This window comes from Desulfoprunum sp. (genome assembly GCF_053613775.1).
This window is the reverse complement of sequence record NZ_JBSHXH010000004.1, coordinates 1224448-1238035: the sequence shown is the minus strand read 5'-3', so window position 1 is coordinate 1238035 and position 13588 is coordinate 1224448. Positions and strand designations below refer to the sequence as shown.

The window sequence follows — 13588 nt, the reverse complement described above, 5'->3', positions numbered from 1 at the left end:
GGGAATAGCAAAGAGAACATGCGAATGTTCTTGTACGAAGCGAGCAATACTGAGGAGCCTTGTGCGAGAAAACCGCACGCAGGGATCTGTGAGGGGGCGGTCGGGAAACTGGCCGTCCTACCTCGATTGCTCAACTAAAATTGGATATTAAAAATGTCAGACTCTCAATGGACCAAGCAAGGTGGGACGTTCAGTCACAAAAATGCGTGTAAAGAATTTGGCCTAACAGAAGATGAAATAATTGATGCAATGAAAGCGGGAAAATTACAATACCGTCAGAACTATGCTCATGGCAATCCGTATTTCAGAGTACTCAGAAAAGAAGTTGAGGCATTTGCCAAAGAGTTACATGGAAATAAAGCAGTAGAAGAACAAGAGATAAAGTTTAAGTTGAAGAAAATTAACAGAGAAATAAATAGCCTTAAGAGAAAACTTTCATCTTTAGAAAAGCAAAAAGTTGAATTACTTGAAATCCAAAAACATATAAAGGCATAACATATCGAATAAGGATAGATTGTGTGAGCGATAAGCGAACCACAATCTTATCCGTTGGTTGGACGAGCCCGTTGACAATATAAGGAATTATCTTTTTTCGAGGGATTTGTCAGGAGTGCAACCGAATGGTATGCACTTTACGCAAGGCGCAGTTGTCCATTTGCCTGGAAGAGGCGAAAAAATATCAATTATTTCATAGAAAGGCATTCCTCCAGATGAAATTTATAGTGAGGCCGCACCGGTTATAAGCTGCTATCCCGGGTGCCTGACGTTCCTGCGAAATTTTACAATCATCATTGGCGATTTACAGCAAGGACAGTGGAAAACCGGCTTTGGCCGCGGTCGTAGTTGCTTTATAATCTTCGGGAATTATGGCGACATCGATCAATGGCTGAAAGTCAAACAGATAGAGTTGTTTCACTGGTCGTTGGTGTTCGGAATCGCCGCCATCGCCTCGATCTATCATGGGATGAAAGAGGATGACGGCATGACCAGGGGGTTCGGCGTCACGTTTCTGTTCATCAACCTCTATACGCGCTTTTTCGAATATTTCTGGGACTCCACCCACAAGGCGATCTTTTTCGCCATCCTTGCCCTCAGCTTCTGGTACCTGGGATCACGGGCGGAAAAGATCTGGAATCTTGGTGGATTGACCCGGAAAGACGGGACCACGGCACGGCACGGCACGACAAGGTTTGAGATTTTCTCCGGAAGCCCGGCGACGGCAACAGAAACAGTCCGGCGCCGTCTCCGACCGACCTCCTTCGACGAAGAGCCGGAATCAGTACCGGTAATCGGCGGCGCTCACTCGCATAGCAGTTGGCGGAGCCGTTCGCTGAGAAAAACGATCGATTCGATGTCGAGGTGCTCGATCACCGTTTCATCGAACATCAGTTTCGCCTGGGACTGGACGTCGTCACCGGGGGTGGCATCCCAGAACAACAGGGCCACCGGAACCCGCGGCAGCGGGGTGAAGACCACGGCGACATCGGCCGACCCGGCGTTCGATGGCATCGGCTGAGCCCCGAGTTCCAGGGCGCGCTGGCGCAGTTCATCGGTCCGGCCGGAAAATCCTGCGATCAGGGGCTCTTCGACGGCGCCCTTCATGCTGACCATCTTGGAGACAGTGTTCGGAAACTCGACAAACCCCTTCCATCTGCCGGTGGGTGGACGACTGCCGCCCTGGGCCAGGTGGTTGAGGATGAACACCTGCTCGTACCGGGACACCTGGCCGCCGTCCTCTTTCGTGATGGTCGTGCCGAGGATGTGGAGATGCCCGTTGAAATAGGGCAGGCGGAGGAGGGTGTCGGAGCCGATCCGGATCAATTCCCCGCCGATTCGCGCCGGCAGGTCCTCGATCGCCAGCGATGCGGCTCTGCTCCTGGCCCACTGCAGGGCGTCCTCGGCCATATCCCGCTTCAACCATTTCCCCTGGCTGTACTGCTCGGCCAGTTCAGTTTCACAACGCGCCAGGAGGTCGGCGGGAATATGGGGACAGTTTTGGAGCGGGTGTTTTTCCGAGACAACCTTGGAGGCGAAGGCGAGACACGTCGGAAGACCGCAATCCCGGCAATTGGTTTTGGCCAGAATATCTCGATACAGGTCGACTACTGAAAGCGCCATGACTCTCTCTGCCCTCAAAGTGAAGATTTCGGGGTGATGCTGCCCAGCCGTTGTCCTGATCGGCTGCACTGCAGCGGATCGGGTCCGCCGGGTTTTGCCGCCGACGCTGCCGCTGAGTGATGTTTTGAGGCAGGCTTGATTTCGATTCGCATCAGGTGGCGGAAGGTCTGATCCGAACCGCTGAATATCAACCTCCCAGAGAGTAAAGCATCGAGGCGATCTCGATCTTGCGTTGATTGGAAGTTCTTGGATCGATGTATTCATCCTGCAACATCAAAAATGCCACTTTCTTTTTCGAAGGTACATCTGGTTCTTTCTCTGCGGCCTTGCGTCGCAAGTTGAAGCCGGTCGCCTCCTCCGGCCTCATCCCGTTATGCCCCTTGCCGATACCGGCCTGTATTCCATTTCCAACGGGTATGGTGCGATTTCGTTCCGTAAGGAGACGAGAATTTTGCCCACCTGTCCCGACCTCGGTTACGTCACCCGATTCCATCGATCTGGTTGGTTTTTGATGGTTCATGGGAGAATCAACGGTTGCAACCGCGTGGTGCCTCGTCCTGATCTGACGGACACCGCCAATACCCTCCAGTTTGACCGGCCCTTCTTTTTTCGGCGGTGGACTTACGCCGGAGGAGCTATCTTTCGGGATATTCGCATACAATTCATTTCTCTGGATATGCGTCGTTGGAGTTGTAGGATATTGCAGGAATGCCATTTTTACCTGCTTTGAGACCCTCGGGCTGAAGCTGACATCCAGATTGCCAACCCGCAATGGCGCATCCGGAGTATGCACCCTGGTCGAGGTCAGCATCACTGCAGGCCGGTCGATGAGCTTGCCTCCTCGATCGGCCATCGTGACTTTCCCATGTCTCAACGAAATGGTATCGCCGGTTCTTTCGTTGCGGATCCACCCTTTGCCCTGATCGGTCACATTGTTTTCTGAGATCTTCAGCTTGGAATCAGCAGAATCATTGGCCGGATGCATTTCGGGCGACTTGACGGGATGGCTGCTTTCAGAGGTCGATTGAGGACGATTTTCACCCTCCAGGTAGGCAATTATTTTGGCGATATCCTCTTCCAACTGCAGGACCTGCCGCCGTTGGCTTTCAATCTGGGCCTGCAGCTCAGAACGAGTCCGGTGTAAATTTGTGATGATCGATGTGATTTCATCCCGGCTGAGCCGTTTGTTCAGCGCCGCTTTGTTCTCAATTGCCTCGTCTCCGACCTGACGACAATCGCCGGCAGTGGGCAAGGCGCTATTGGACAGATGCACTTGTCTTGAGTCATCCGCCCGTTTGAATATCTCTGCTTCGGCGCGCACCGGAAGTGTAGCCAAAACCATAGCGGCCAATAATACAATTCTCGTCATTCTCCCCCCCTTGAAAAAGAATGAACTGCTCTGTTTATCCTGAGATCAAACTCCAAATCGTCATTGAGATTTATCGAACCAACTTCTACGTGCCGTTTATCAGTTCCCTTTCCTTAAAAAGAATACCGGCTTTTAACTTGATGAATACGAAAAGAGAAATCAGATTAAAGACTTTTCAGCAAGATAATAATGACATGTGCCTGCATATAATTTTCGGTGAAAATACTACAGGATAGTACTGCCCAACCTGAAGAGTTCCGAAATGCCCATTCCATCTAAGTCAGCCTGACAATCCATTTGCACCAGGCCACCGATACCGGATATTTCGGTTGCGCCGGCGATCATCCCGCTGACTGAATCAACCGTACCGGCCGCCTTTTGGCGGCGTGTGGAGTACTCACGCCGGAGCGACGAAAGCTTCATCCGCCGGCGCTGCGGTCCGCGATGTACTATCTGCTGTTCATGGCTCTGAAAACTGGACCAGTTGTGGTAACGGAGAAATGTACCACTAGATGTCAGCAGAATGCATGTTGCCGATGGTATCATGGTGCTGGTGCGCTCTGAGGGTCTGTTCGGAAATGGAATGTCAGCTCCGGCGGCAGATGTGTTCCTTGATATCGCGACGCTGCTGTGGTTGAGAAGACTGTCAAGGACTGAGGTAACCATAGCCGGAATTGCCGAATAGTCCCTGCCGGTCGGCAAAGTTCCTGTTCGAGGTGGTGGTCGTCGACCACCGTTCAGTGCGATTCGAGACGAACAGAAAGAAGAGGTACTCTCCGTAGAGCCTCGTCGTCCTCCCGGTATAGCTTAGCAACAATGCTCATGCCGGCGATGAGTAGCTCATGCTGAGATGATGATTTAACACAGGATAACGAACAATGGAGTTTAACCCGAACAGTTCTTGCCGATGCCGGGCACATTCATGGGAGAATGTGGGCTCACCGCAGAGTACCGGTTACCCTGAACGTTTTTTTGCAAGATATCAAAATCTGACATCAATGCAATGAATCAGACGTGTCCTGCACTTCAGTTTATGGAAATCTGTGCTGCTGCGTACGATGGTTATTGCCAATGGCACATCACTCAAAAGACGAGATAAAAATGATCAACCCACAAGAAACAATTAAAAAAACATCCAGCTATATCAAGACGTCAGCAACTGTTAAAATATTTTCTATGGGAATTTTGGTGCTGGTATTGCTGATACCGGCATCAATGATAAAATCGTTGATACATGAAAGAGAATCAAGAAAAAATACTGTCGTAGATGAGATCAGTAGTAAATGGGGAACGAGTCAGACAATTACAGGACCGTTCATTACCATTCCTTATAAAAATTTCTACAAGGATAACGACGAAAAAACCAAATTTAATATAAATTACCTGCATATTCTTCCAGATGAGTTGAATATTTCAGGAGAAATAATGCCGGAGATACGATACAGAAGTTTATACGAGGCGGTATTGTATAATGTCAGACTTGATTTTAATGGAACGATAAAAATTCCACCATTATCCCATTTAAATATAGAAGATGTAAACGTCCTATGGGATAAGGCATTTTTCTCGATTGGAATTACTGATCTTCGGGGAATTCAGGAAAAAATAGGTATACAATTCAACGAAGCGGTATATGATTGCAATCCAGGCTTGAAAACGACGGATTTAGCCTCATCTGGCGTCGGCACATTAATACAATCCCTGTCGACTGAAGGGAAGAATAAATTTTCATTTAAGATTAACGTTAACGGTAGTGAACAACTGAATTTTATTCCTGTTGCCGAGACTAACACTGTAAAACTTCATTCAAAATGGCCTTCGCCGAGTTTTAACGGCGCTTTTTTGCCCGCATCGAGAGAAGTCAAAGATGATGGTTTTTCAGCGAAATGGAAAGTATTGCACCTGAACCGAAATTATCCCCAATACTGGATCGGCAATCAATATAAAATTGAGGAGTCAGCGTTCGGGCTCAAATTGATGTTGACGGCAGATGTTTATCAAAAAGCAACGAGAATATCGAAATATGCTATAATGTTTATTATTTTTACATTCTCGGCTTTTTTCTTTTCAGAAATAATCAATAAACGAAAATTGCATCCTATACAATATATTCTGATTGGTCTGGCTGTTTTACTTTTTTACACGTTGTTGATTTCTTTATCAGAATATATAAAATTCAATTATGCATATATTGCGTCTGCTGCATCTATTACCATTGCTATTACAGGTTACGCGTATGGGATAATAAAAAACAAAAGATTTGCATATACTGTTTCAGGGATACTTACAATTTTGTATTCATATTTATTTATTGTCCTGCAACTTGAAGACTATGCCTTAGTAATGGGAAGTATAGGTCTTTTTATTATCCTTAGTAGTGTGATGTACATTACCAGAAAAATTGATTGGTATGCGATAGAAACAGATTAAGGTATATCGTACAGAAAGTGCTGAAAAATGGCTGCTTGGGAGCATACGCTTCACTCCATGCAGTTCCCGGGCCAGGCGTTCGAGACGATGAGAAGAGAGTTCCGTTCATCGCGACGGGAGACGATCCGCAAGTTGAGATACACCACCTGCGCTGTTCGGTGAGAGAGCCGGCTCATTGACTGCAATCCGACTGGAGCCGCGCTAGGACTTCAGTCTGGTTGCCCATCCTTCAGCCTCTTGATCAGACTCGCCCTGATTGACATATCTGTTTTTCTGCCGGCATCGTTGCACTGCCGGTTATTGTTCCCTCCGGCCGCTCTCGCCTTCGGTGTATTCTCTCCACTGCGCTTTGAAATCCTCCGGGCATCACCTCACGACAATGCTCTTGCCAGCGGTAAGTCCTTTGTGTTAAAAAAATTAAATAGGATCGCATACGTGGGATTCCGGCGGCATCCATTTACACGCACGTCGGGCAGAAAAAATGAGCTTCATATGGACTCGCTGAACTCTGATCATTTGGAATGGAATCATAACACGGCATCATGAAAAAAAAGAAAGTACTTCTAACACTGAGTGTTTTTGTGATACTTACGTTAACTTTTAGTGTGACAATAGCGAATATAGCGGTCAATAATTATAGCAGATTCACGTACGATACCATCGATGATATTGCACCAGCCTATTCAGTCATAGTTCTGGGGACTTCGAAGAAATTAAGAAATGGCCGGGAAAACCAGTATCATAACAATAGAATCAAGGCGGCTTCGAAGCTGTACCTGGCAAATAAATGTAAAAAAATTATCGTCTCGGGAGACAATAGAAAGGTGGGGTACAATGAACCCCGGGATATGAAAAATGACCTCGTCCTTTCAGGTGTACCGGAACAGGATATTATCTGTGATTACGCAGGTAGACGAACCTTGGATTCGATTATCAGGTACAAGGAAATTTTCGGCCAGACTGCAGGTATCGTTGTTTCACAAAAATTCCACAATAATAGAGCGGTCAATATCGCCTTTTCGCCGGTGGCCATTTCCGACGGCACTTCGGACTGGTACGGGCTCGGACCGGTCTCGGTGCTGCCGGGATACCAGCGGCGGGGAATCGGCACGACCCTGATCCGGCAGGGACTGGCACGGCTGCACGACCTGGGAGCTCGAGGCTGCTGTCTGGTGGGGCATCCGGAGTACTACAGAAAATTCGGTTTCGAAAACGTCTCGGAATTCGTGGTGGAGGGGGTTCCGCCGGAGGTCTTCTTCGCCCTGTCTTTCAACGGCCTCTACCCCCAGGGCAAAGTGACGTTCCATGCAGGGTTCAGGGCCGAAGGCCGGTAGCGGCAGTCGGTCCGCAGCAGCGTGATACCGAACCTTACAGGTGGGAGGGGTTGACATCCATCATGGTCAAGATTGCCTTTGTCGTCACGGTCCTTGGGCTCATTGTCGCCGTCCTTGCCCGCGGCAATATCCAGCGCGCTCTGCTCTATTACCCCGGACAACACACGATTGATGAAGTGCGCCGCTTCGCCGCGGCAAAGGATCTGCGATTGTGGCCTGACGATAATGCAGGATATTACGGCATAGTGAGCCGGAAAGGTCCGGCCGGTTCCAGGGGCACGATCGTTGTGTGCCACGGCAATGCCGGGGCGGCAGTGGACCGCTCTTACTATATCGCCGCCCTGGAGGGTCGGGGCTTCCGCGTGGTATTGATCGAATATCCCGGGTATGGCGGGCGGCGCGGTGAATTGGGCGAAGAGAGTTTTATCGCCGATGGTCGCCGGGCGGCGCTACGGGCGCAACAGGAGTTTGGCGGGCCGTTGTACCTGTGGGGCGAATCGTTGGGCTGCGGCGTGGCATCTGCTCTGGCCGCCGATGCCGAGCTCCGCCCGCGGGGAGTTGTCCTGATCACCCCGTGGGATTCACTGGCCAATGAGGCCAAGGTTCACTATCCCTGGCTTCCGGTCGGACTGCTGCTGCAGGACACCTACGATAATGCGGCAAACCTGGTGCACTATGCCGGTCCGGTCGCCGTTATTATGGCCGGACGGGATGAGATCATCCCGAACCGGCTGACGGAACGGCTGTACCGCGCGCTCTCCCAGCCTAAACGGCTGTGGACGTTTGCAGATGCCGGTCACAACGACTGGCCCAGCCATCCCGGTGCGGCGTGGTGGGATGATGTCCTGGAGTTTCTGAACACAGGGAGGTGAGCGGGTCGTGATCGCCCATGGCACCCGGAAGTCGGCGATCGCGGGTTGGTGAACCCCGGCCTGGCCTCCGCCTCGCGATGCCATCCCGGGGCGGAGGAGAGCGGGAGGGCGGAATGAAACAGTGTCCAGCCGGAAACGAGATATTTTTTCATGAATCGAGGCGCTCGATGAATTTGACCGCAGGCATATATTTGATATCTCGGAGTCTCGTACCTCGCTTACCGGTGGATTACATTGCTGAGAGCAACGAAGGGTCAGGGAAAAAGAGCCGTTTCCGGACGGACGAAATAATGGGGAAATAGGCGAGAGGAGTGCGGCTTGCCAAAGCGCGAAGGACTCGATGCGGATCTACCGGCATATCGATGGCGTCCAGGTCACGGCCACCTTTTCACCTTGTCGGAAGTACCGCTACCGGCTCGAGGTCAGCCGCAATCCGCCTGTGGCCGGTCACCCGCTGACTGTCGGCGCGATCCTGCAGAACCCCAGCGTCGCCAACGCCGCCATCGCCGACAAATCGGTCCAGTTCCTCGAAAAGCTGGTATTCCTGCAGGGGCTGCCACAGTTCGCCGGGGCGCAGAGGCTGATAATCGTCAACCAGTTTGCCTTGATCCAGACTCAGGCGTTTTCCGGGACGGAGATGGATATCGGTGCCGACAACGATCGGCACATCGAGCAGGCGATTGCGGAGTCTGATGTCATTCTTGTCGCCTGGGGCAAGAGCAACGCCCATACCACCAGGAAACAGGTGATCAACCGAATGCTCCGGAACCAGAGAGATAAACTGCTGCTGCAGGGGAAATCCCACCCTTCAAGGGCGGGCTACAGTGGTTATGTGTCCAGCTATGACGAATCAGACCTTTAAAATGGACGGACTGTACGCGGCCGATAGCACGAGGGTGGAAATCCGCCCGCCGCTGATGTGGCGGCGGCCGGCTGGTGGATGTCCGGCTCAAATATCCCGTGCCATGGTGGTTTCATTTTTTTGCAGGATTTTTTCCGACCCCCCCTCGCTGTGATCTCGGCCCCGGACGCAATCCGGCCTTTCGTAGAATCTCCTCAGGTCGGACCTGATCATTCCGGTCAACAAAAAAGTGGTGCACCGCGTACCGCGATGTCATCGGCATTTCTGCATTTCGCACTTGATTTCAAGACGTTCCATCTTGTCGATATAGTAGGTTGTCTCCTCGAGCAGGTCGATATGGCTTGATTCCAGCGTCACCTCTGTTCCCTTGAGGCTGGCCAAACGGAGCAAATCCGCAGCAAGGTTGACATGGTGGGCTGTGATGATCACAAAATCACGGCCATAGGCCCGGAACAGCAGCGCCCCGGGGAAAAGTGCCTGCAGTTCGGTGGCGATTTTCTGCATCAGCAGGTTACCCTGCTCCCAACCCAACCGCATGTTGTACTGCTCCAGATTATTGACATGCACGCTGTGGAGACAGCGAAATTCGTGCAGTACCTGATTGTTCCGCAGCATGATCTGGAGGTAGTCCTCGTTGTAGAGCCCTGTCAGCTTGTCGCTGAAAAAGTACGAAAACCTGCGCTCTTCCATTTGATTCCTGGGAAGTTGGTCGATGGAATCAGGGCTCTCCACATTGCGCAACGCGATCAGCCCGGCGGCGACAACGTCCGGGTCGAATTGGCTGCCGCTGAGCGTTTCCAACTCCCGGAGGGCCTCGGCAACCGTCTTGCGCGGCTTGTAGATGCGGTTGGTGGTCATGGCGTCGAAGGAGTCGGCAACGACAATGATCCGCGACAGCAGAGGGATATTCTTGTCCCGCAGGCGATCCGGGTAGCCCATGCCGTCATGGCGCTCATGATGATGGCGGATGATTTCGGCAAGCTCCCGGTACATGGGAATGCTTGCCAGCATGGCGTGGCCGGCGGAGGCATGGAGTTTGATCAATTCGTAATCAAGGGTGGAGAGCTTTCCCGGTTTGAGCAGCACCGAGTCAGGGGTGGCGATCTTGCCGATGTCATGGAGGATTGCCGCCTGCTGCAGCAGGTCGATCTGCTCTTTTGCAAGTCCCATCTGCGTGGCGAGCAGCCTGCTGTACTCCGCGACCCGAACCGTGTGCCCGGCGGTAAAGGTGTCCCGTTGATCGATCATGTCGGCAAATGATCGGATGGTCTGCTGGTAATTTTCGATCCGCGCCTTCTCCAGGTCGGCCACCTGTTCCTTCTGCCGGAAAGAGTTGACGGCAAACCCGATGTCGCCCGCCAGTTCCTCGAGCATGGCGATCTCCTCCTGCTCGAAGCCTTCCCGGCGCATGGTATAGACGCAGAGCGCCCCCAGGGGGGAGGAATAGCGGTCGGCGCGCAGCGGCAAGGCGATGACGGCACGAAATTTGCCGGTCGTGGCCGGATCGGGGCGGGAGGTGGCGGCACCCTGCTCCTCCTTCCTGACCATGACCACGGTCTGATTCTTCGTCATACAGCTGCCTTCGGCCGACGAGGCGAACGGGTCGGTGGGGTCATGGGGATTGTAGGGGGGAGTGCCGGGCGGACGAAGGGAATCGTCGGTGCTGAACACCCGGTCGACCAGGCCATCGTGCAGCAGCCCGATCCAGCTGTGGCCGTAATGACTGTGTTCGCCCATCGCCTTACATGCCGCATGCAGAAGCGTATCCAGGTCGGTGGCTGAAATCAGCAGCGCGTTGACTTCGGCAATCGTCTCCATGATTTCGCGGAGATACAACTCCTGGTCCAGCAGGGTGTTGACCCGGCTGGTCCGCTCGACCACCTTGTCCTCCAGCGTTGCGTTGAGTTCGTCGACCTCTCTTTTCTTCTGCCTCAGGCGCTGGTTGAGGCGCAGAATGTAGAGGGAGGTCAGGAGAACCGCCATGACGAGGAGCAGCAGAATCGCCAGTTGCCGCCAATAGCGCCTGAGGACGTCGTTGAGGGTGAACTGGCCGAAATCCGCATAGGGGCCGATGCGCAGGTCGAGCAGACAGTCGTGCACCGGCTGGTAGTTCAGCGGTGCGGCCCATCCGGCGCTCTTGCTGGCCCTGGCCGCGGGATCGTCGCTGTCCATGGCCAGCAGGGCCGAGGCGACCCGGCGGGTCAGGTCGGCGGGGGTGGTCCGGATGGCCGCCATCGGCCATTCCGGATAGAGGGCGGTGCTGAGTTTGAAGGGGAATCCGGCGATGTGCCGCTCGTTGAGAATCCGGAATTCGTCAAGCCGGATGGTGCCGGCGTCGGCCATGCGCTCCAGGGTATCGGTGCGGACCGTTCCCGCGTCGACCGTACCGTTCTGCACGGCCTGGACCACGGCATCATGGGTATTGCCGTACTCCAGCGAGGCAAAGAAGCGGAGGGGATCGATGCCGAGACGTTTCAGTTCACGCCAGCAGACCAGCCAGCCGCCGAAGGAGCGCGGCTCGACCGCCATGAACCGGCGGTTGCGCAGATCCTTGATTTCCTTGATTTCATGGCGGTCGGCCCGGGCAAAGATGACGCCGCCGAAGATGGTTGTCTGCTGCCCCGGCAGATTCCGGTTGATCAGGGTGGCGATCCGGTTCACCCCGTACAGTTTTTCCAGTTCCACGTAGAAAGCGGAATTGGCGAGGACGAAATCGATCTTCGCCTCCCGGACGGCATCGTGGATCTCGGTGAAATCGAGCGGAACGAGGTGGAAACGATGGCCGGGCAATCGGGCGGTGAGATAGTCGGCGGTCGCGGTCCACAGCTTGACGTCGATCTCCGAGCCCCGTTTGGCCAGGAGGCCGATCCGGACGTCACGGGCGGTCTGTGCACGGGTTGCCCCGACCAGGAAGCAAACAAGGAGGAACAGCAGTAAAACTGGGAGGTTGCGGTGCGGGCGTGAGATCATATCCATTCTTCGTGGCAGATGGAGCACTGGTGCCTCCGCAAAAAAATCAAACGTCCAGGGAACTGCTGCCGCCAGTTCTACTCTCCGGCAATCAGGCGGCCGGAGATGCAGGCCCGGCAGGAACCCGAGCGGAAACGGACTGAATCGGAGAGAGAAAGCACGCCGACCATGCGGGGCGGTTGACCCTGGTGAACAAAGAGGCGCTGCACGTCCTTGAGGAGCATCTGCCGGAGCGCGGTGGTGAGCAGGTCGTCGCGGCCACAGCTGAGCACCGGGGTCTGCATGACCGCCGTTGCAGGGTGGTTTATGCCGAGTCCGTGCTTGTAGGCCAGAACCAGATCGGATTTCGACAGCACTCCTTGCGGCACGTCGGCGGCATCGGTGACCACGACGGCCCCGAAACGCCGGGCGGTCAACTGCTCGACGACCTCGGCCAGGCTGGTCTGGAGCGGGCACGACAGGACGCCCGCCGTCATGACCTCGCTCACCCGCAATCGCTGCGCATCGGCGGCCGCCGTCGCCGACCGGCGCCCTGTGGCGGAGCTGTTGGGACAGGCCCGGCAATACCGATACAGGAGGGCGACGATATCGGGATAGGCCAGCTTGCCGACGATCCGACCGCCATCCGCCCCCATCACGTACAAGCGATGGACTCCCTTGCCGTGCATCAGATCGATGGCCGATTCGAGGCTGTCGTCGGGAAGACGGAACAGCGGTTCTCCGGCGACTATTTGATCGATCCTGGTGTCAAGCGGCAGTCCGGCATAAAAAGCACCGATCAAATCGGTCTTCGACACCACGCCGATCGGATGCTCCTCCCCGTCGATGACCAGGAGGGCGCTGATCTTGTTTTTTACCAGCTGATTGATGCAGTGGGAGAGGGTGGCCTTGCCGGGCAGACGGGTAACCCGTCGGCGCATCACCTCCCGGACCCGCAGTCCGGCCAGGACGCTTCTCTGCCTGACGATTACCATGGCGTTTGCCCCTGGGACGGCAGAAATCCGGAGAGCATGTGGTGGAACAGGGAAGATATGTAGACAATCCCGATTATCCGGCCATTTTCCGTCACCGGCAGGCGGCGGACATGTTTTTTCAGCATGATATCCGCGACGGCGAGGAGATGGGTGTCCGGACTGATGGTGACCACTTCGGTGGTCATGATATCTCCCGCCTCAATCCCTTTGGCCCGCTCCAGCAGCTCGGTGAAGAGCTGGTCGAGGTCCGGTTCCTCCATCTCACTCCAGATTCTGACATGTTTGGGTTGGAGGAAAAGAAGGATGTCGTACATCGAAATCATCCCCACCAGGCGGTCCTCGTCATCCACCACCATCAGGCCGAAAATCTTTCTCTTCTCCTCGCGACTGGCGGTTTGAAACATCTCGACTGCCCGGGACAAGGTATCCCGAGGATGGAGGAGATGAAATCGGCTATCCATGACGTCTCGAGCCACCATGCTCATCAAGCTCCTCTCGTTGTGATGCGCAGGATAAACAACCACCGGCACGCCTTAAAAAAAGTTTACCTGCGCGGACAGCACCTTTCAACTCCTCCGAAGACGACCCCGACAATTTGACCACGCCGTTCCATGGCGACCCGCGGCCACTCACCCGGAACAATTGACGCCTGGGGGAGG

11 protein-coding genes and 1 pseudogene are annotated in these 13588 nt (G+C 53.9%); 6 read left to right on the top strand and 6 right to left on the bottom strand.

Annotated features, from left to right (window positions below):
* Positions 1-153 precede the first annotated feature (153 nt).
* Positions 154-495 (top strand): hypothetical protein, encoded by a 342-nt coding sequence (locus tag ACWGKN_RS09635; protein ID WP_452095117.1) that lies wholly within the window; start codon positions 154-156, stop codon positions 493-495.
* A 358-nt stretch (positions 496-853) separates the two neighbouring features.
* Positions 854-1141, top strand: a pseudogene (locus tag ACWGKN_RS09630) (DUF2157 domain-containing protein); the annotation flags it as partial.
* Between the two features lie 158 nt (positions 1142-1299).
* Here ACWGKN_RS09630 and ACWGKN_RS09625 read toward each other — a convergent pair.
* The 3 genes from ACWGKN_RS09625 to ACWGKN_RS09615 form a co-directional block, all read right to left on the bottom strand.
* Positions 1300-2118, bottom strand: a complete 819-nt coding sequence (locus tag ACWGKN_RS09625; RefSeq protein WP_424253998.1) for a DUF3786 domain-containing protein — start codon at positions 2116-2118, stop codon at positions 1300-1302.
* Between the two features lie 187 nt (positions 2119-2305).
* Complete coding sequence (locus tag ACWGKN_RS09620) at positions 2306-3487, bottom strand: hypothetical protein (protein ID WP_424254000.1); 1182 nt, start codon at positions 3485-3487, stop codon at positions 2306-2308.
* A 646-nt stretch (positions 3488-4133) separates the two neighbouring features.
* Entirely contained in the window at positions 4134-4301 is a 168-nt protein-coding gene (locus ACWGKN_RS09615; protein ID WP_424254002.1) for a hypothetical protein, read from the bottom strand.
* Positions 4302-4588: 287 nt separating this feature from the next.
* Between ACWGKN_RS09615 and creD the strand changes: the two genes are divergently transcribed.
* From creD to ACWGKN_RS09595, 4 genes are all read left to right on the top strand, one after another.
* The gene (gene creD / locus ACWGKN_RS09610) at positions 4589-5917 is read left to right on the top strand and encodes a cell envelope integrity protein CreD (protein ID WP_424254004.1); all 1329 of its coding nucleotides are present in this window, start codon (positions 4589-4591) and stop codon (positions 5915-5917) included.
* A gap of 542 nt (positions 5918-6459) precedes the next feature.
* Entirely contained in the window at positions 6460-7251 is a 792-nt protein-coding gene (locus ACWGKN_RS09605; RefSeq protein ID WP_424254006.1) for a GNAT family N-acetyltransferase, read from the top strand.
* 62 nt (positions 7252-7313) lie between these two features.
* Positions 7314-8123 carry an alpha/beta hydrolase gene (locus tag ACWGKN_RS09600; protein ID WP_424254008.1) on the top strand — a complete coding sequence of 270 codons (810 nt, stop codon included), beginning with the start codon at positions 7314-7316 and terminating at the stop codon, positions 8121-8123.
* Between the two features lie 340 nt (positions 8124-8463).
* On the top strand, positions 8464-8985 hold the full coding sequence (locus ACWGKN_RS09595; protein ID WP_035230651.1) for a DUF1643 domain-containing protein: 522 nt from the start codon (positions 8464-8466) through the stop codon (positions 8983-8985).
* A gap of 252 nt (positions 8986-9237) precedes the next feature.
* Here ACWGKN_RS09595 and ACWGKN_RS09590 read toward each other — a convergent pair whose 3' ends face one another.
* The 3 genes from ACWGKN_RS09590 to ACWGKN_RS09580 all read right to left on the bottom strand — a co-directional run bounded on the left by ACWGKN_RS09590 (position 9238) and on the right by ACWGKN_RS09580 (position 13390).
* Positions 9238-11955 (bottom strand): PhnD/SsuA/transferrin family substrate-binding protein, encoded by a 2718-nt coding sequence (locus ACWGKN_RS09590; RefSeq protein ID WP_424254010.1) that lies wholly within the window; start codon positions 11953-11955, stop codon positions 9238-9240.
* Between the two features lie 77 nt (positions 11956-12032).
* Positions 12033-12929, bottom strand: a complete 897-nt coding sequence (locus ACWGKN_RS09585) for a CBS domain-containing protein (protein WP_452095116.1) — start codon at positions 12927-12929, stop codon at positions 12033-12035.
* On the bottom strand, positions 12923-13390 hold the full coding sequence (locus tag ACWGKN_RS09580; protein ID WP_424255277.1) for a CBS domain-containing protein: 468 nt from the start codon (positions 13388-13390) through the stop codon (positions 12923-12925). The genes ACWGKN_RS09585 and ACWGKN_RS09580 overlap by 7 nt, the downstream gene beginning before the upstream one ends.
* Between the last annotated feature and the right edge of the window lie 198 nt (positions 13391-13588).